General features: G+C 36.8%; 17 protein-coding genes and 1 other RNA gene. 13 read left to right on the top strand and 5 right to left on the bottom strand.

The features are described from left to right. Positions 1 to 93 precede the first annotated feature (93 nt). From F598_RS0105845 to F598_RS0105830, 4 genes are all read left to right on the top strand, one after another. Positions 94 to 1044, top strand: coding sequence for an isopenicillin N synthase family dioxygenase (locus F598_RS0105845; RefSeq protein WP_019038092.1), 951 nt, complete (start codon positions 94 to 96; stop codon positions 1042 to 1044). Between the two features lie 3 nt (positions 1045 to 1047). Further along, on the top strand, positions 1048 to 1383 hold the full coding sequence (locus F598_RS0105840; protein ID WP_019038091.1) for a translation initiation factor: 336 nt from the start codon (positions 1048 to 1050) through the stop codon (positions 1381 to 1383). Positions 1384 to 1481: 98 nt separating this feature from the next. Further along, entirely contained in the window at positions 1482 to 2354 is an 873-nt protein-coding gene (locus tag F598_RS0105835) for a nucleoside phosphorylase (protein WP_019038090.1), read from the top strand. A gap of 17 nt (positions 2355 to 2371) precedes the next feature. After that, the gene (locus F598_RS0105830; protein WP_019038089.1) at positions 2372 to 3217 is read left to right on the top strand and encodes a substrate-binding domain-containing protein; all 846 of its coding nucleotides are present in this window, start codon (positions 2372 to 2374) and stop codon (positions 3215 to 3217) included. 256 nt (positions 3218 to 3473) lie between these two features. Here F598_RS0105830 and ung read toward each other — a convergent pair whose 3' ends face one another. Beyond that, a complete protein-coding gene (gene ung / locus F598_RS0105820; RefSeq protein WP_019038087.1) occupies positions 3474 to 4139 on the bottom strand; it encodes a uracil-DNA glycosylase in 666 nt (221 codons plus the stop codon). Between the two features lie 44 nt (positions 4140 to 4183). Between ung and F598_RS0105815 the strand changes: the two genes are divergently transcribed. Together F598_RS0105815 and F598_RS0105810 are read left to right on the top strand one after the other, a co-directional pair. Then, on the top strand, positions 4184 to 6361 hold the full coding sequence (locus F598_RS0105815; protein ID WP_019038086.1) for an endonuclease MutS2: 2178 nt from the start codon (positions 4184 to 4186) through the stop codon (positions 6359 to 6361). Beyond that, the gene (locus tag F598_RS0105810; protein WP_019038085.1) at positions 6358 to 6774 is read left to right on the top strand and encodes a thiol-disulfide oxidoreductase DCC family protein; all 417 of its coding nucleotides are present in this window, start codon (positions 6358 to 6360) and stop codon (positions 6772 to 6774) included. Before F598_RS0105815 ends, F598_RS0105810 begins: the two co-directional genes overlap by 4 nt. Position 6775: 1 nt before the next feature. Here F598_RS0105810 and fahA read toward each other — a convergent pair whose 3' ends face one another. Beyond that, on the bottom strand, positions 6776 to 8056 hold the full coding sequence (gene fahA / locus F598_RS0105805; RefSeq protein WP_019038084.1) for a fumarylacetoacetase: 1281 nt from the start codon (positions 8054 to 8056) through the stop codon (positions 6776 to 6778). A gap of 118 nt (positions 8057 to 8174) precedes the next feature. Between fahA and F598_RS0105800 the strand changes: the two genes are divergently transcribed. Beyond that, positions 8175 to 9458 carry a serine hydroxymethyltransferase gene (locus F598_RS0105800; RefSeq protein ID WP_019038083.1) on the top strand — a complete coding sequence of 428 codons (1284 nt, stop codon included), beginning with the start codon at positions 8175 to 8177 and terminating at the stop codon, positions 9456 to 9458. A 55-nt stretch (positions 9459 to 9513) separates the two neighbouring features. Here F598_RS0105800 and F598_RS0105795 read toward each other — a convergent pair whose 3' ends face one another. Both F598_RS0105795 and F598_RS0105790 read right to left on the bottom strand, forming a co-directional pair. After that, positions 9514 to 11061, bottom strand: coding sequence for a hypothetical protein (locus F598_RS0105795; protein ID WP_019038082.1), 1548 nt, complete (start codon positions 11059 to 11061; stop codon positions 9514 to 9516). Positions 11062 to 11097: 36 nt separating this feature from the next. Further along, the gene (locus F598_RS0105790) at positions 11098 to 12144 is read right to left on the bottom strand and encodes a glutaminyl-peptide cyclotransferase (RefSeq protein WP_019038081.1); all 1047 of its coding nucleotides are present in this window, start codon (positions 12142 to 12144) and stop codon (positions 11098 to 11100) included. Between the two features lie 87 nt (positions 12145 to 12231). Between F598_RS0105790 and ffs the strand changes: the two genes are divergently transcribed. From ffs to fsa, 3 genes are all read left to right on the top strand, one after another. Continuing rightward, an RNA gene (gene ffs, locus F598_RS15070) (signal recognition particle sRNA small type) lies at positions 12232 to 12330 on the top strand. Positions 12331 to 12402: 72 nt separating this feature from the next. Continuing rightward, positions 12403 to 13206 (top strand): SDR family oxidoreductase, encoded by an 804-nt coding sequence (locus F598_RS0105780; protein ID WP_019038079.1) that lies wholly within the window; start codon positions 12403 to 12405, stop codon positions 13204 to 13206. A gap of 23 nt (positions 13207 to 13229) precedes the next feature. Then, on the top strand, positions 13230 to 13883 hold the full coding sequence (gene fsa / locus F598_RS0105775; protein ID WP_019038078.1) for a fructose-6-phosphate aldolase: 654 nt from the start codon (positions 13230 to 13232) through the stop codon (positions 13881 to 13883). A gap of 58 nt (positions 13884 to 13941) precedes the next feature. Here the strand turns inward: fsa and F598_RS0105770 are convergent, their stop codons facing one another. Then, entirely contained in the window at positions 13942 to 14961 is a 1020-nt protein-coding gene (locus F598_RS0105770; RefSeq protein WP_019038077.1) for a threonine aldolase family protein, read from the bottom strand. Between the two features lie 81 nt (positions 14962 to 15042). Here F598_RS0105770 and prfB point away from each other — a divergent pair. The 3 genes from prfB to F598_RS0105755 all read left to right on the top strand — a co-directional run bounded on the left by prfB (position 15043) and on the right by F598_RS0105755 (position 17519). Continuing rightward, a protein-coding gene (gene prfB / locus F598_RS0105765; RefSeq protein WP_157594964.1) for a peptide chain release factor 2 occupies positions 15043 to 16150 on the top strand; the annotation gives its coding sequence in 2 pieces (ribosomal slippage) (positions 15043 to 15105 and positions 15107 to 16150; 1107 coding nt in all). Continuing rightward, positions 16147 to 16488, top strand: a complete 342-nt coding sequence (gene arsC, locus F598_RS0105760) for an arsenate reductase (glutaredoxin) (RefSeq protein WP_019038075.1) — start codon at positions 16147 to 16149, stop codon at positions 16486 to 16488. The genes prfB and arsC overlap by 4 nt, the downstream gene beginning before the upstream one ends. A 50-nt stretch (positions 16489 to 16538) precedes the next feature. Next, positions 16539 to 17519 carry a PCIF1 family methyltransferase gene (locus tag F598_RS0105755; protein WP_019038074.1) on the top strand — a complete coding sequence of 327 codons (981 nt, stop codon included), beginning with the start codon at positions 16539 to 16541 and terminating at the stop codon, positions 17517 to 17519. The last annotated feature ends 8 nt before the right edge of the window (positions 17520 to 17527 follow it).

Below are 17527 nucleotides of genomic sequence, written 5' to 3'. Positions count from 1 at the left end.
TGAGAAGTTTATTCACGACAGATAGAGTTGGAGCTAGAAACAGAAAATTGGTGAAAATTCATTAAATTTGTAGATTAATTGATACATGTATCTATGACAAATATACCAAGTGTAAATCTTGCAGACTTTCTTTCTGAAGACCCCAAGAAAAAACAAAGATTCGTAAACGAAATTGGTTCAGCTTATGAAGAAATAGGTTTTGTGGCCTTGAACCATCATTTTTTAGATGAAAAATTAGTAGAGGAATTATACACTCAGGTGAAAGCCTTTTTTGATTTACCAGAAGAAACCAAAAAGAAATACGAACGTGAGGATCTTGGAGGACAGCGTGGCTATATATCATTTGGAAAAGAACATGCTAAAGGTAAAAAAGAAGGTGATCTTAAGGAATTTTGGCACTTTGGGCAGGAACCAGACGAAGACGCCAATTTAAAAGAGACTTATCCAGAAAATATTAAAGTTGAAGAATTGCCCGCCTTTAATGAAGCAGGTATGAAAGCTTATAAAATGCTAGAGAAAACTGGTATTTATGTACTTAGAGCTTTAGCCTTATACATCGGTTTAGAGGAACATTATTTCGATCATTGGGCAAGTAATGGAAACTCAATCTTGAGACCTATTCATTATCCTCCAATTGAAACCGAGCCAAAAGGAGCTGTAAGAGCTGGTGCTCATGGAGATATCAATTTAATCACTTTACTAATGGGAGCTTCAACTGGTGGATTACAGGTCCAGCGTAAAGATGGTGAATGGATAGATGCTATACCTAAAGAGGATGAACTAGTCATCAATGTTGGGGATATGCTAGAAAGACATACCAATAATAAATTGAGGTCAACAATTCACAGAGTCACCAATCCACCAAAAGAGGACTGGGATAAGCCAAGATACTCCATCCCCTTCTTTCTGCACCCGAGAAGTGAAATGCCTTTAGATTGCTTAGAGGAATGTATTGATGAAGATCACCCAAAACAATATGAAGACATCACTGCGGGAGAATTTCTTCACCAGCGTTTAGTTGAAATTGGTTTGATTAAAGAATAAACTATGGATCTAAAAGATCAGTTAAAGGATTTATTTCCCGATCATCAACCTCAGGAAGATGAAAAACAACCTTCAAAAAGTGATCGCCTCGATATTTGGCTTCAAAAAGATCCCTTAATCTGTGAATTTTCTAAGCGAAAAGGCAAGCCCAATACATTGATAAAGGGGTATAATGGTGCCAAAAAAGATTTCCAACATTTGACCAAATACTTAAAAAAAGAAATTGGTGTTGGGGGTAGTCATAAAAATGAAGAAATCATTATACAGGGAGATTACCGGGATCAAATCATGAAATTACTGAAGGAACTTGGTTTTACCGTCAAGAGGGTTGGTGGTTAATTTATATCACCAATCTTGAATTACACCTACTAGTTATTGATAGATAAGTCAACTTAAAAATTTATCTCTTAAATTATTTAGCTTAAAACATATAAAGCATGCCTATAGCATCTTCGGAATTAATATTGAATCCAGATGGTAGTATTTATCATCTCAACCTCAAACCAGAACATCTGGCAGATACCATCATAACAGTTGGAGACCAGGATCGTGTAACGAAAGTAACCTCTTATTTTGATGAGATCATTTTTGAAACTCAAAAAAGAGAATTTAAAACGCAAACCGGTTTTTATAAAGGCAAAAAGATGTCTGTTATATCGACGGGTATTGGTATTGATAACATTGATATAGTATTGAATGAATTAGATGCATTGATTAATATCGATTTTGAAACTCGAGAAGTTAAAGCCAAGACTCAGCGACTTAACATTGTTAGAATAGGAACTTCTGGAGGTATACAACCTCATGTTGAGCTTGATAAATTTGTGATGAGCGAAGCAGGAGTAGGCTTTGATGGTCTTCTTCATTACTATCAAAATAATATAGAAAATGAGGCAGCCACTAAAGCATTGTGCGATCACTTAAAAATTTCACCAAAAAAACCTAAACCTTACATAGTTGATGCCGATGAAGAATTGATGAGTTTATTTAAGGGTGAAAAAAATATCATCAGTGGATTTACGGGCACTAATCTAGGCTTTTATGGCCCCCAAGGAAGAACCCTAAGATTGAGCACTCAGGATCCTGATTTTATAGACCAATTGGTAGATTTTGAATTTCAAGATAAAACTATCACCAATCTCGAAATGGAAACTAGTGCTATCTTTTGTCTTGCAAAACTTTTAGGGCATAGAGCCTTATCCTTAAATGCTATTATTGCTAACCGCTCAACAGGAGAGTTTAGTAAAGACCCAAAAGGTCTTGTAGAAGAGTTAATCAAGCTTAGTCTGGATAAACTCTCTAAATTTTAGAATTCCAAAATTTAATTATGACCAAAGTTAGGATAGGAGGCGTTCCAGAACATTTTAATTTACCGTGGCATTTATGCATCGAAGACAATGACTTCAAGTCTAATGGTATTGAAGTGGTTTGGAAAGACTTTCATGGAGGTACAGGCGAAATGAGTGAGGCTTTAAAAGCAGATGAAATTGATATTGCAGTAATGCTTACTGAAGGTTGTATAAAAGAAATTTGTGACGGAAGTCCATTCAAAATTTTACAGACCTATGTTAAATCTCCTTTACTTTGGGGAATACACGTACATGCCGATTCAACTTTTCAAGAAGTTGAAGATCTTAAAAATAAAACTGCTGCTATAAGTAGGTTTGGTTCTGGATCGCATTTAATGACATATGTTCACGCAAATAATCAAGACTGGGATACGAAAAAACTTAAATTTCAGACGACTCAAAACTTAAAAGGGGCTAAGGAGTCTTTAGCTGATGGAACTTCAAGTTACTTTCTTTGGGAACATTTCACAACAAAACCACTTGTAGACCAAGGGATTTTTAGACGTCTTGGTGATGAACCTACCCCATGGCCATGCTTTGTAATTGTCACCACTAAAGAATTTCTTAGCACAAATTCCAAACTGGTCCTGAATCTACTGAATCCCTTAAATTTAAAAAGTAAGTCTTTGAAAAGCATTCCTAATATCAAAGAGCTAATTTCTAAACGATATGAATTAGACATTAAAGATATTCAGGATTGGTTAGAAATAACCACTTGGAGCCAAGAACAAATAGGTGAAACTGACGTTAATCTAACTCAAAAAAGATTAAAAGACTTAAATCTTATTGACCACGAAAAACCCTATTCTGAAATTATTTTCTAAATTCGCGCAACCAATCAACACTATTTACATCTTCTTGTAAAAGAATAACTTTCATTCTAAAAACCAAAATTTAATATGATTATTCTTATCATTATAGTTTCTTTATTATTGATTAATTTCTTGCTTTTAAAATTAAGCTGTGATTGTGGAGATTCACAATTAAAAAAAGCTAAGAAAAAGAAGCTGAAGGTCAATACCCCTAAACTATTTTCAGAGCGCAAAACTGAGTCTCATACAGTATTTGCAGATAAATAAATTACCAGGTTATTTTACTCTTATTTTGCTGATCTAATAACGCATTGGTTTTACTAAAATGCTTATTTCCAAACCAATACCCTCTATTAGCACTTAGTGGCGATGGATGTCCAGAGGTTAGGATATAGTGTTTTGAAGCATTGATAAGTTTTGATTTCTTTTTAGCATAGCCACCCCAAAGTAAAAAAATCAAGCCTACTTTTTCCTGAGATAGTTTTTTGATCACTTCATCTGTAAACAGTTCCCAGCCTTTGTTTTGGTGACTCCCGGCTTCATGAGCCCTAACCGTTAGGGTGGCATTAAGCAATAAAACGCCTTGCCTAGCCCAGGATTCGAGATTTCCGTGGTCTGGTATTTCCAAATCAACGTCAGTTTTCAACTCTCTATAAATATTAATTAATGAGGGGGGAATTGGTATACCTTTAGGGACAGAAAAACAAAGACCGTGAGCCTGTCCAGGCCCGTGGTACGGATCCTGGCCTAGTATCACCACCTTTGTGTCATCAAAAGGACAATAATCAAATGCTTTAAAAATATCAGATCCCTTAGGATAACATTGATAGGATTTGTACTCAGACTTCACAAATTGTATCAAATCACTGAAATAAGGCTTTTCGAACTCATCTTTTAAGATACTTTTCCAATTTGCTTCAATCTGAACCTCCATTAATTATGCGTATTTTTGTGAAACTACGAATGTAGAATTTTAGTATGATAAACATAAGCGAAAAAGCCTTAATAGATTTAGAATTTCCTACAATTTGCTCACAATTGAGCGAATATTGCATCACTGAAAAGGGTAAACATAAAGCTCTTCACCTGAAGCCATATAAGAGTTATAAATCTATTTATTTTCATCTTCATCAAACTGAGGAATACAAATCTTCCGCCTTACAAGAAAAACCAATACCAAATCACGGATTCGAAAGCGTAGATGAAGCGATCAAGATATTAAATATTGAAGGGTCTGTCATGGAACTGAATGGTTTCAGAAAAATTCTCAACTTATCTGATACTACTAATATACACATTAAATTTTTTGAAAAATATAAAGAGCTATACCCCAACCTTTTCAGGTCCACCCAACCTATAGAATATACCACCTCAATTGTAGATGAGATTCGAAGAATCATCGATAAATTTGGGGAAATCAAAAATGATGCAACTCCGGAACTCTTCAGGATACGAAAAACCATAAACATAGCTAAAGGGAAAATAAATTCTAGTTTTTCCAAGGCACTTTCAAAATACAGTAGTTATGGCTATCTAGATGACATTAGGGAATCTGTTGTAGATAACGTAAGAGTATTAGCTGTTACAGCAATGCATAAGCGAAAGGTGAAGGGATCAATGTTGGGTAGTTCTAAGTCTGGAAATATTGTTTACATTCAGCCAGAAGAAACTCAACAAAGTGAGCGAGAACTGAATGAAGCTGAGTATGAAGAAAAAGAGGAGGTTAATAGAATTTTAAAAGCACTCACTGATTTTCTAAGGCCTTATATTGAGCTTTTACAACAATATCAAAATTATTTAAGTGAAGTTGATCTGGTATCTGCCAAAGTAAAATACGCAGAGTTGTACGAAGGTCTTCTCCCTAAAATCACCACTGAAAAGGAAATCTATTTAAAAGATGCTTTTCATCCCTTATTACTCATCAATCATAATAAAATAGGAAAAAAGACATACGCTCAAGATATCACCTTAAATGAAAAACAACAAATTATAGTGATTTCAGGACCAAATGCTGGGGGTAAAAGTATTACTTTAAAAACGATAGGTTTGGTTCAGATCATGCTTCAATCTGGCATGCTGGTTCCTGTACATGAATATTCCAGAATATGTTTTTTTGATAAAATCTTAACCGATATTGGCGATAATCAAAGTATAGAAAATCACCTAAGTACCTATAGTTACCGCCTTAAAAATATGCGGAAGTTTTTGAAGGCCTGCGATGACAAAACCTTATTTCTCATCGATGAGTTTGGAACAGGAACTGACCCTGAACTTGGGGGTGCATTAGCAGAGACGTTTCTGGAAGTCTTCCATGAAAATAAAGCCTACGGTATCATCACGACACATTATGCCAATCTTAAAATGATGGCTAATGAGAATTCTGAAATCGTTAATGCGAATATGGCTTTTGATAGTTATACGATGGAGCCCTTGTTTGAATTAAAACTTGGAGAAGCTGGAAGTTCATTTACCTTTGAAGTTGCTCAAAAAAACGGAATCCCTTATAGCTTGATTAACCGAGCAAAGAAAAAGGTAGAGCGAGGTAAAATCAGATTTGACAAAAGCATTGCCAAGCTTCAGATGGAACGCTCCAAACTTGCTAAAACCAATTCTGAATTAAAGTCTAAGACCGATGAAACTCAAAAAGAGCAAGAGAAGCTAGATGAAATTAATTCTAAGATTCAGCAAAAGCTTGAAAATTATCAGGAGTTGTACGATAGCCACCAACGGATGATTGGAATAGGTGAAAAAATCGATAAGATAGGCTTGCAATACTTTAACAATAAAAACAAAAAGCAACTTTACTCCAATGTTTTAAAAGTTATTGAACGTGAAAATTCGAAACGAATCAAGCAAACGCGGAAAGAAGAAAAGATTCAGCGTGAAAAAGAAAAAAAGATAAAGGAAGAAGCGCAGAAGAAAGTAGAAAAAATAAGAACAAAAAAGAAAAAAGAAAAATCCAAGAGAGACGAAGAACATTCGAAAACTCCAGAACGACCAAAATTATACGAAGGAGATTCTGTGAGACTTTTTGACGGACGAGCTGTAGGTACCATCGATAAGTTTGAAAAAGGAAAAGTTGTTGTAAATTACGGTATGTTTACAACGAGCGTTGCTGAAGATCAATTAGAGTTGGTAAAAAGAGCCAAAAAATGAATTTACCAGAAGGAAAAAAAATAGTTCTGTTCGATGGCGTTTGCAATTTCTGTAACGCATCAGTCAGATTTATCATCAAAAGAGATAAAAAAGATACCTTTCGATTTGCATCACTGGAAAGTGATTTGGGTAGAGAATTGACTAAAGAACGTGGTATTGACACTTCAACTATTGATTCTATCGTTTTAATAGATCCTGGAAATGCCTATTACATTAAATCTACTGCAGCCCTTGAAATTTGTAAAGATTTATCTAAACTCTATCCCGTATTAAGCATATTCTTATACTTACCTGAAGGGCTTAGAAATTTGGTTTATGATTTTGTAGCTAAACATCGTTATCAGTGGTTTGGAAAAACGGAAACCTGTCCGATGCCAAACCCTGATGAACAATCTAAGTTTCTAGCGACTTAATCTAGGTTTTAAAAACTGGTAAAATTTTAGTAGAAACTTCTCCAAATCCTATTCTTACTTCATAATTCTGGCAATACCCTCTCATGGTTACCGTATCATTATCTTCAATAAATCTACGCTCCTGACCGTCTTTCAATTTGACAGGCTTGGAACCGTTCCAGGATAACTCTAGCATAGAGCCGTAGGATTCTGGGGTTGGTCCTGAAATGGTACCACTAGCCATAAGGTCACCACTGTTCACAGGGCAGCCATTGACGGTGTGGTGAGCCAATTGTTGACTCATATTCCAATACATATACTTAAAATTGGACTTGGTAATGACAGTTTCTTCTCCTCGATCTGGAGTGATAGACACTGTTAAGCTAATATCAAAGCTCTTTTTACCTTGAGTTTCCAGGTATGGTAATAATTTTTTCACTGGCGCCGGTCCTTCTACTCTAAAGGGCTCTAGAGCATCTAGAGTGACGATCCAGGGTGAAATTGAGCAACCAAAATTCTTACCTAAAAATGGTCCAAGAGGCTGATACTCCCATTTCTGGAGGTCTCTGGCACTCCAGTCGTTAAAAAGAACCATACCGAAAATATACTCTTCTGCTTCTGCAGCGGGTATAGGTTCGCCCAAGTGATTACTGGCTGTGGTGATAAAAGCCGTTTCCAATTCAAAATCGAGATGACGTGTAGGTCCAAAAATAGGTTCATCAGATCCTTTAGGTAACTTTTGACCTTGTGGACGATGAATAGGTATACCACTGGGTACAATAGAAGAGCTTCTACCATGGTAACCAATGGGCGCATGCAGCCAGTTAGGCAATAACGCGTTTTCTGGATCACGAAACATTTTACCAACATTGGTCGCATGTTCTTTACTCGAATAAAAATCTGTATAATCTCCTACCTGAACAGGCATCTGCATTTCGATCTCGTCCAAGGTAAATAATATGGTTTCCCTGTCTTTTGCGTTAGACTTTAATTCGTCGTTGGTCGCATCAAATAATTCAGCAACCCTATTCCTCACCGCTCTCCATGTTTTCCTCCCATCTGCAATAAAATCATTAAGCGTATCTTGAAGAAAGATATCATCTGTTAAGGGAATATCTTTAAAATAGCCAAGCTGGTGAAGAGCGCCTAGGTCTATTGCATAATCTCCTATTCGAGTCCCTATGGTAATGATATCATCTCGGGTAAGAAAAACTCCAAAAGGGATGTTTTGGATAGGAAAATCGGTATTATCTGGAAGATCCAACCATGTTTTTCTTGAAGGATCATTAGCTTTTAAGGACATAGAATTAGGTTTTGTGATTTCAAATTAATCTTAAAACTTCCTTCAAATATATTATATTAAGTGTATTAACCATTCTAAATAATTAAATTTGAAACATATTTAACTTTAAACTATCTCGATGAAAGATAAGGCTATTTCAGACTTGATTCTAGAAGAAAAAAACCGTCAGCTAAACGGCTTAGAATTAATTGCTAGTGAGAATTTCGCTAGTCAGGATGTGATGGACGCAGCAGGTTCAGTATTGACAAACAAATACGCTGAAGGTTATCCTGGAAAGCGATATTATGGAGGCTGTGAGGTTGTTGATAAAATTGAAGATCTCGCCAGAGAACGCTTAAAGCAGCTTTTTGGAGCTGAGTATGCCAATGTACAGCCTCATTCTGGATCTCAGGCCAACACAGCTGTTTTTTCAATCTGTCTGAAGCCAGGTGATAAAATTCTAGGATTTGATCTATCTCATGGTGGACATCTCACCCATGGTTCTCCAGTTAATTTTTCTGGTAAACTATACGATCCTGTTTTCTACGGAGTAGATGAAAAAACAGGATTGATCGATTATGACATGGTAAGAAAAGTGGCTCATAAAGAGCAACCCAAAATGATTATTGCTGGTGCCTCTGCGTATTCCAGAGAAATTGATTACAAGACCTTTCGAGAAATAGCAGATGAAGTTGGTGCCATTTTACTGGCAGATATGGCTCACCCTGCTGGTCTTATTGCTGCTGGTTTATTACAAAGTCCAGTCGATCACTGTCATATCGTTACCTCAACGACCCATAAAACCATTCGAGGTCCTCGTGGAGGAATCATTTTGATGGGTAAAGATTTCGAAAATCCTTTTGGTGAGAAATTGAAGAACGGAAAGTTGAAGAAAATGTCAAGCATGTTGGATAGTTCGGTATTTCCTGGCAATCAAGGCGGTCCTTTAGAACACATCATCGCGGCAAAAGCAGTAGCCTTTGGAGAAGCTTTAACTCAAGACTTTGTAGATTATCAAAAATTAGTCATTGATAATGCTTCAGCTATGGCTAACGCATTTATAGAGAAGGATTATAAAATCATTTCTGGCGGTACCGATAATCACATGATGCTTATCGACTTGAGAAATAAAAACATTACGGGCAAACAAGCTGAAGAAGCTTTAGGGGTTGCCGGAATCACCGTCAATAAGAATATGGTTCCTTTTGATGATCGTTCTCCTTTTGTCACCTCAGGCATTAGAATTGGAACTCCAGCCATAACCACCAGAGGTCTACAGCCCGATGAAATGAAACAAATTGTCAATCTGATAGACGAAGTGATTATGAATTTTGAAGATTCATCTCGCCTTGAAGCTATAAAAGAACAAGTTCATACGATGATGAGTCAAAAACCATTATTTGCTGAAATTGTAAAATACTAAATAGTAATTGAACTATTTGAATGAATATTAAATCGCTCTGAAAAGAGCGATTTTTTTAGTCTTCAAATTGAATGCTTTGATAGGCACCGAGGTCTGGATTTTGAGTCCGATTGACACCCAAAATATCTGAAGGTACCTGGCCAGCTGTAGTTGGATTGCCTATTGCATTAGCTGGGGAGTCATTTCTGATAATAAGTTGATTTGAGTCTGGATTTAGAAATTGAGGCATTTCATTGAGAACTATATTTTCAAAAATAACAGGGTCTTCAAAATCATATAGCTCATCATCCACAAATCGATTATTAAAATCATTGAATCGGATCAAACAATTATCGAATTTGTAGTTAAAAGCAGCTTCCTCTACTCTATTGAATAGCAATTCAATATTTTCATTTCCATAAATGATACAATTACTGAAATTAGCCTCAAGTAGATCGGCCACAAAAAGAGTTTCGCCGGACTCTAGATTGTTTTCAATCAGAACCGCCGGAAATTGTCTAAAACCATTGTCCCAGTAATTAGCAAAGGTAGAGTGCTTAAAATTATAACGTCCCCCCAGAGATAAATTCAGCGATGCTTGACCACTATTATTTATCACCAAGTTTTCTCCCTCTACAAAACCAGTTCTAGCTAGTAAGCCCACATTAGCTGAATTATAAATTTGAGTGTTTCTAAGAGTCAAAGTGGGTTGACCACTTCCATCATTGGAATCCATCAAAATACCAACTGTAGAGTTTTTAATCGTTACATGATTAAATATATGATTAGTGCTTCCTTCAGTTAACCATATGGCTGCCCACTGGCCTGGAACCTCAGCAAAACCAGGTTCGAGCCTGTCGCCTTCAAAAATAATTTCATTTTCCAGAAGCTCAGGATCACTGCTTAAGCCACCTATAGCTTGAACCGAAGCGCCACTTGCTGCTATAATGCCGCTATTATCGTGAAAATGCACTCTGGCTCCAGCTTCTATAGACAAGGTTTCACCAGATGGAACTCCTGCAAAACCATAGATGACGTAGGGTTTTTCGTTGGTAAACGTTAAGTGCTCTGGGTCTAAAATAAATCCATCGATTTGGATCTCCTCTCCATCTTCGTTCAAACCTAAACTTAAGGTCTCGGTAGAACCGTCTTCAAAGCGTTCTGGGAATAAAAAATTTGCATCCTGAACCAAAGTCACCAACTCCACCTTCTGTAGATTATCCCCAGCATCAAAATTGATTTGGTCGGTGTACAAAAACGATAAGTCATTTTGAGAAAGCTCATCAATGTCTGCTGTGACTTCTACAAAGACAAAAATGCTGTCTTTTGCTAAAATATTAACGTCTGAAATCGATTTTCCTGCGATACCATCCACATTCAATCTAAAGTTTGAACTTTCACCCGCATTCAATTCTACCCTTGGAATGATTATATCCCTATCGCTGCGGTTATAGACTTTAAAACTGTAGGTGCTTGAACCGATATTGGTAAATACTGTATCCAGATAAACTGTATCTTGAGAAAATTCTAGTTCACCAAAGCTAAGTTCGGATTCAAAGTCATCCCGACAGGAAGAGAAGCTTATCAGGCTGATAAGAGATAAGAGTAAAAGAAACTGTTTCATAAAATGTTATTAGTTCGAAACGAATTTTAAAATTTTTTATTTTTTTGTCAGTTTGACTTCAAATAATTTATCCCAGTTTTTACCGGTTACAAACAAGCGCTTAGTTTCTTTATGATAGGCAATACCGTTTAAAACATCCAGTCTCGAATGTTGCTTTACTTGATCCCTTAATCCTCTAAAGTCCACTACTCCATCCACAGCTCCTGTTTTGGGGTTGATGATCACCACGCCATCTTTTTGATAAGTATTAGCGTAAATTTTACCTTCAACCCATTCCAACTCATTCATTTGATTTAAAACGGTTTTGTGGGTAGTTGGTTGAATAAAACTTTTCTCTTCAAGAGATTCAGCATTTAGAATCCAAATTTTATCTGTTCCATCGCTTTTATAAAGCTGCATTCCATCATTGCATAATCCCCAGCCTTCTTTGCTTTCAGAATAAGCAAATTTACCTTCTAAATCAAAAGTGTTAAGGTCGTAAATTAAACCTTCCTGAGATTGCCAGGTTAATTGGTAAATTTTATCCTTTAGAATAGTTAAACCTTCACCGAAATAAAAATCATCCAACTTAACTTTATTGAATATTTCTCCAGTTTGGTAATCGACTTTTCTCAACGTAGATTCTCCGCGTTGCCCTGTACTTTCGTAAAGGGTGTCCTGATGAAATTCAAGTCCTTGTGTGTAAGCTAAAATATCGTGTGGATACGTGTTAACGATCTCGTAAGTATACAGTTCTGGAGCCTCATCATTTAGAAGCTTTACTTTTTTAGAAAGCTTTACCAGTTCGCTATTAACCTTAAGTTTTACCTGCACTATATGATAACCTAATTTGGATGTTGATAAATCAATATTGAAAGCTTCTCCCACATCACTTAAGGCAATGACCTGGTCCTGGAATTCAATTTCAACTGAAGTTACCTCGTGATCTTTTAAGGCCTTAATCTTTCCTGAAATACTTTCGGAGTTGGTAAAGGATGTCGACTTTTTATCCAGTGAAATTTTAAAATCCTTGGTGAGATCTTCGTCACAGGATATTAAAATTAAACTTAAAAATATGACTACCAAAGGGTTGAAAAATCTCATAAATTTATAATTCAAATTGAAAGTAAAAATAGGTAATTTGATCAAAAAAGAGCTTGTTGACTTTAAATAAGATTGTATATTTGCAGTCGGCAAGTCCTACACAACCAGCTCCTGTCGAATCCCCCAGGGCGGGAACGCAGCAAGGGTAGATGGTCGTAGCGGTGTGATGTAGGTCGCTTGCCTTTTTTTATTCCCAATATTTTCTTCCATTTTTTTCTTCTACCGATTAGTTAGATATTTGCGCAAATTGAATTATTCATGCAGCAAGTCGTTTTGATTACTGGAGCCTCCTCAGGCATTGGAAAGTCTATTGGGGAATATTTAGCTACACAGAACTATAAAGTATACGGAACCTCCAGGAATCCCAAGCATGAAAGACTAAATGGAATTCATTTTCTCACCTTAGACGTCACTAAGACTGAAAGTGTAAATTCTGCCGTTAACCAGCTTATAGAAATAGAAGGTAGAATCGATTTCTTAATCAACAATGCAGGCGCAGGCATTACAGGCCCGATGGAAGAAATACCAGAAGACGAGCAAAAAAAGGTGTTTGAAACCAATTACTTTGGACCATTACGAGTTATTAACGCTGTGTTGCCTTACATGCGAACTCAAAAATCAGGATTCATCATCAATATCACCTCTATTGCTGGCTACATGGGCTTACCATTTCGAGGATTCTATTCAGCTTCTAAAGGAGCATTAGAGCTTTCTACTGAAGCCTACCGAATGGAACTAAAAGCCTTTGGAATAAAAATGACCAACGTGGCGCCAGGTGATTTTGCCACCAATATTGCTGCAGGCCGATACCATGCCCCTATTCAAGACCATTCGCCTTATAAAGAAGTCTACGAAGAAAGTCTTAAACTGATGGATGAACATGTAGATGAAGGCAAGGACCCTAACTTGATGGCTAAAAGTGTATTCGCGATCATGCAAAACTCAAATCCTAAAATTCATTATAAAGTTGGAGATTTTACGCAAAAGATCTCCGTATTCTTAAAACACATCTTACCTGATAAAGTTTTTGAAAGATTGCTCCTGAAACACTATAAACTGTAAATTTGTAATAAAAACAAATACCTATGAAATTTTTTATCGACACAGCTAATATCGACCAAATTAAAGAAGCTCAGGATCTTGGCATCTTGGACGGCGTAACTACTAATCCATCCTTAATGGCTAAAGAAGGCATTACTGGCGAGGAGAATATCAAGAATCACTACATTAAAATCTGCGAGATTGTGGATGGAGACGTAAGTGCTGAAGTCATATCTACAGATTTTGAAGGTATAGTGAAAGAAGGAGAAGCATTAGCAGAGCTTCATGACCAAATTGTTGTGAAAGTCCCTATGATTAAAGAAGGAGTAAAAGCCATCAAATATTTTTCTGAAAAAGGAATTAGAACTAACTGTACGCTTGTATTTTCCGTTGGTCAGGCCCTTCTAGCTGCTAAAGCAGGGGCTACTTATGTGTCGCCATTCATCGGTAGGCTGGATGATATTTCTACAGATGGACTGAACTTAATTGAAGAAATTAGATTGGTGTATGATAATTATATGTTCGAGACTCAAATCTTAGCTGCTTCCGTAAGGCATACCATGCATGTGATCGATTGTGCAAAAATTGGAGCAGATGTAATGACCGGTCCATTATCTTCAATCGAAGGATTATTAAAACACCCTTTAACCGACAGCGGATTAGAAAAGTTTCTAGCAGATTATAATAAGAATAATTAGAAAAAAGTATTTTGATATTTTAAAAAAGCTGACCCTTAATCGAGTCAGCTTTTTTCCTTTATAAAGACTTCAAAGTCTCCAGAAAGAAATTATGCTGATCTTCGGTATAATCGAGATGTGTGACCAATCGCATCTTTCCATTCCCCATATTACTAATTCGAATTCCTTTTTCTTCCAAATCTCGCATAAATTTAATTTCATCCAGGTGGGGTTGTAAATAAAAAATCACAATGTTGGTTTCCACGTGATCGACTGCTTTGATGAGTGGGTGCTCATTTAAAGTCTTTTCAATGTCTTTAGCTCGCTCATGGTCGATTTTAATCCTATCCACATGGTGATGTAAAGCATAATAAGCTCCGGCAGCCATGTAGCCTACTTGACGCATGCCTCCACCCAAAACTTTTCTCACACGCATTGCTCCTTTCATAAGATCATGATTGCCCATCAAAACAGTGCCCATGGGTGCTCCAAGTCCTTTGGACAGACACAAGGAGATGGTATCAAACTCTTTACCAAAGTCTTTTGGATCGTGGTTATGAGCTACAATAGCATTATATAATCTTGCGCCATCCAAATGAAGACCTAATCCATGTTTATCACAGACCGCTCTTATAGAACGGATGGTTTCTAAATCATAACAGGCACCACCCCCTTTGTTGGTTGTATTTTCCAAACATACTAATGAAGTAAGCGGACTATGGTAAAAATCTGGCGGATTAATGGCTTCTTCTACCAGCTGAGCCGTGATTTTCCCTTTATCTCCGTCTACCAGTTTACAGGACACACCACTATTGAAGGATGCACCTCCCCCTTCATAATTATAAACATGAGCCCATTTGTCACAAATCAATTGTTCTCCGGGCTGTGTATGTAGCTTGATTGCTGCCTGATTGGACATCGATCCGGTAGGGAAATATAGAGCAGCATCCATACCAAATAGATCTGCTAAATAGCTTTCTAGCTGATTCACAGAGGTATCTTCTTTGTACACATCATCACCAACTTCAGCATTCATCATATACTCCAGCATGTCTTTAGTTGGCTTAGTTACGGTATCACTGCGTAAATCAATTTTCATTTCTATACTTTTTATTCGAAAATAAACATAATAAGATTGATGGCGATAGTTATAATTTTTAAATTTGACAAAAATACGACCATGATCAATTCAGATTCAATAAAGACCATCAACGAACGCATCACTTCCTTAAACCAGTATCTTTGACTTAGATGCTAAGCGCGTAAAAGTTTCCAACGAAGAAGAAAAAACCTTTGCACCAGATTTTTGGGATAAGCCGCAAGAAGCCCAAAAACTAATGCAGACTATTAACAATGAGAAGCAATGGATCAAAAGCTTCGACGAAGCCAAACAACGAGTAGAAGATCTAAGCGTTCTCTATGAATTTTACGAAGAGGGCGATGTCTCCGAAGAAGAGTTGCAGACCAAATACACTGAAGCTCTTGACCTCATTGAAGATCTCGAATTTAAAAATATGCTGTCTGAGGAAAGTGATCCTTTAACGGCCATTCTTCAAATCACCGCTGGTGCAGGTGGTACCGAAAGCTGTGACTGGGCAGAAATGCTGATGAGAATGTACGTAATGTGGGCAGAACGCAAAGGCTTTAAAATAAGAGAACTCAACCACCAATCTGGAGATGTCGCAGGTATTAAAACAGTCACTTTAGAAATTGAAGGGGATTATGCCTTTGGCTGGCTCAAAGGAGAAAATGGGGTGCATCGCTTGGTGAGAATCTCTCCATTTGACAGCAATGCCAAACGACATACTTCTTTTGCTTCCGTATACGTTTATCCTTTGGTCGACGATACGATTGAAATAGACATCAACCCGTCTGAAATTAGTTGGGACTTTGCAAGGTCTGGAGGCGCCGGCGGCCAAAATGTAAACAAAGTAGAAACCAAAGCCATTTTAACCCACCATCCTAGTGGTATCGTCATCCATAATTCGGAAACCAGATCCCAATTGGAAAACAGGGAAAAGGCGATGAAAATGCTAAAATCTCAGCTGTATGAGATCGAACTCCAAAAACAACAAGCTGCCCGGTCTGAAATTGAATCGGAAAAGAAAAGTATAGAATGGGGATCGCAAATCAGAAATTACGTAATGCATCCTTACAAACTAGTAAAGGATGTGAGAACAGGCCATGAAAGCGGTAATGTAGATGATGTGATGAATGGGCATATCGACTCCTTCTTAAAAACTTATTTAATGAGTAGCGGACAGAAAAAAGAAACCGATAGTTTATGATTGAAATATACCACAATCCACGTTGCAAAAAATCCAGAGAAGGTTTGGCTATTTTAGAGGAGTCAGGTCAGGATTTTGAAATCAAAAAATACCTTGATGATATACCAACAAAAAACGAGCTTCAATCTTTAATAACTAAGCTCGACATATCACCAGCAGAGCTGGTGAGAACTCAGGAGAAAGTTTGGAAAGATCAATTCAAAGGTAAATCGCTATCTGATGAAGAGATCATTGAGGCCCTTCATCAATTTCCAAAGCTGATTGAAAGACCTATTGTTATTAACAATGATAAAGCGGTAATAGGTCGACCTCCTGAAAAGATTAAAAACATACTTTAGATTATATCCGATTTTTTAGGAGTTAAAAGTTTAGCATTTAAACCCAAAGCATGAATATCATAAAAATAAATTCAGAAGTCAAACAGGAATATCAAAATTGGAAATTAAGTCAAGAGATTTTGAAAAATGTATCCCAGAAATTATCCGCTAAAGGGAATCCATCTCAAATCAAGGCTGGTTTAGAAAATACATTGATGAACTTGCAACCTAGTGAAAAGTGCAACGGTCAGGATTTATTTCTTAAGGTCGATTTAGAGGCAGTTAAAAATGGATTTACGTATTCTTCTATAGAGTTGAGTGACTCTGAAGCGCAAGAAATTCTAAAGATGATAGAAGAGGCTGCCAAGTCTTATTACAGAACGATTGACATTCCTGATGAGGGTCAAATAGACGCCACTTCTTTTGGCATTGGAGAATTTAAACTACATCGCAACCAATATATAGACAAAGCTTTTCATTTTGTTCAAAAAAAATCAGATAAGACTGAAGCCTTTAATGCGATTTTAAGATCTGCATTGCGATATGCATCTATCTATGCAGAAACCAGGCACATAGGACCTCCTCAAAGGGTTTACGATATGTTTTATGACTGGGGGATTCGAAATGAAGGCTTTGCTTCACCGTTTAACGCGAGAGTTTTAGGGAAACCCCAAGCTCAATTCTACAGTTTATTTAAAGATACCGATAAAATCTTTGGCAGCGGAGGTAGTTTTTTCAACCTAGAAATGCCTGAGAATCCAGGGCACTGGTGCCTAGACCCTCCATTTACGACTGAGATTATGACTAAAGTAGACCATATTCTCGAAACTTGGCTTGAAACCTATAAAGAGTTGAGTTTTCTGTTAATTATTCCTGAGAGCCATACTCCAGCGAATCAACCTGATGAAACTGTAACACTTAAAAAAGATACTCATTATTATGAAGGTTTGGAAGGTGTACTAAAACCTTTACCTGTAAATGTTTGTATTCACCGCTATGGTCAATTCGAGGGATTTTCTGCAAAAGCCATTCTTGACGGCTATTCCAAATAAAAAAAGTG

Source organism: Psychroflexus tropicus DSM 15496 (assembly GCF_000378765.1).
GTDB lineage: Bacteria > Bacteroidota > Bacteroidia > Flavobacteriales > Flavobacteriaceae > Psychroflexus > Psychroflexus tropicus.
The sequence above is the reverse complement of the archived record's forward strand: the minus strand, read 5'-3'. Positions and strand labels throughout refer to the sequence as shown.

Bases quoted from the DNA above. Each gene is read 5' to 3' on its own strand.
- F598_RS0105845 (WP_019038092.1), top strand. From the start codon at position 94: ATGACAAATATACCAAGTGTAAATCTTGCAGACTTTCTTTCTGAAGAC.
- F598_RS0105840 (WP_019038091.1), top strand. From the start codon at position 1,048: ATGGATCTAAAAGATCAGTTAAAGGATTTATTTCCCGATCATCAACCT.
- F598_RS0105835 (WP_019038090.1), top strand. From the start codon at position 1,482: ATGCCTATAGCATCTTCGGAATTAATATTGAATCCAGATGGTAGTATT.
- F598_RS0105830 (WP_019038089.1), top strand. From the start codon at position 2,372: ATGACCAAAGTTAGGATAGGAGGCGTTCCAGAACATTTTAATTTACCG.
- ung (WP_019038087.1), bottom strand. From the start codon at position 4,139: ATGGAGGTTCAGATTGAAGCAAATTGGAAAAGTATCTTAAAAGATGAG.
- F598_RS0105815 (WP_019038086.1), top strand. From the start codon at position 4,184: ATGATAAACATAAGCGAAAAAGCCTTAATAGATTTAGAATTTCCTACA.
- F598_RS0105810 (WP_019038085.1), top strand. From the start codon at position 6,358: ATGAATTTACCAGAAGGAAAAAAAATAGTTCTGTTCGATGGCGTTTGC.
- fahA (WP_019038084.1), bottom strand. From the start codon at position 8,056: ATGTCCTTAAAAGCTAATGATCCTTCAAGAAAAACATGGTTGGATCTT.
- F598_RS0105800 (WP_019038083.1), top strand. From the start codon at position 8,175: ATGAAAGATAAGGCTATTTCAGACTTGATTCTAGAAGAAAAAAACCGT.
- F598_RS0105795 (WP_019038082.1), bottom strand. From the start codon at position 11,061: ATGAAACAGTTTCTTTTACTCTTATCTCTTATCAGCCTGATAAGCTTC.
- F598_RS0105790 (WP_019038081.1), bottom strand. From the start codon at position 12,144: ATGAGATTTTTCAACCCTTTGGTAGTCATATTTTTAAGTTTAATTTTA.
- F598_RS0105780 (WP_019038079.1), top strand. From the start codon at position 12,403: ATGCAGCAAGTCGTTTTGATTACTGGAGCCTCCTCAGGCATTGGAAAG.
- fsa (WP_019038078.1), top strand. From the start codon at position 13,230: ATGAAATTTTTTATCGACACAGCTAATATCGACCAAATTAAAGAAGCT.
- F598_RS0105770 (WP_019038077.1), bottom strand. From the start codon at position 14,961: ATGAAAATTGATTTACGCAGTGATACCGTAACTAAGCCAACTAAAGAC.
- arsC (WP_019038075.1), top strand. From the start codon at position 16,147: ATGATTGAAATATACCACAATCCACGTTGCAAAAAATCCAGAGAAGGT.
- F598_RS0105755 (WP_019038074.1), top strand. From the start codon at position 16,539: ATGAATATCATAAAAATAAATTCAGAAGTCAAACAGGAATATCAAAAT.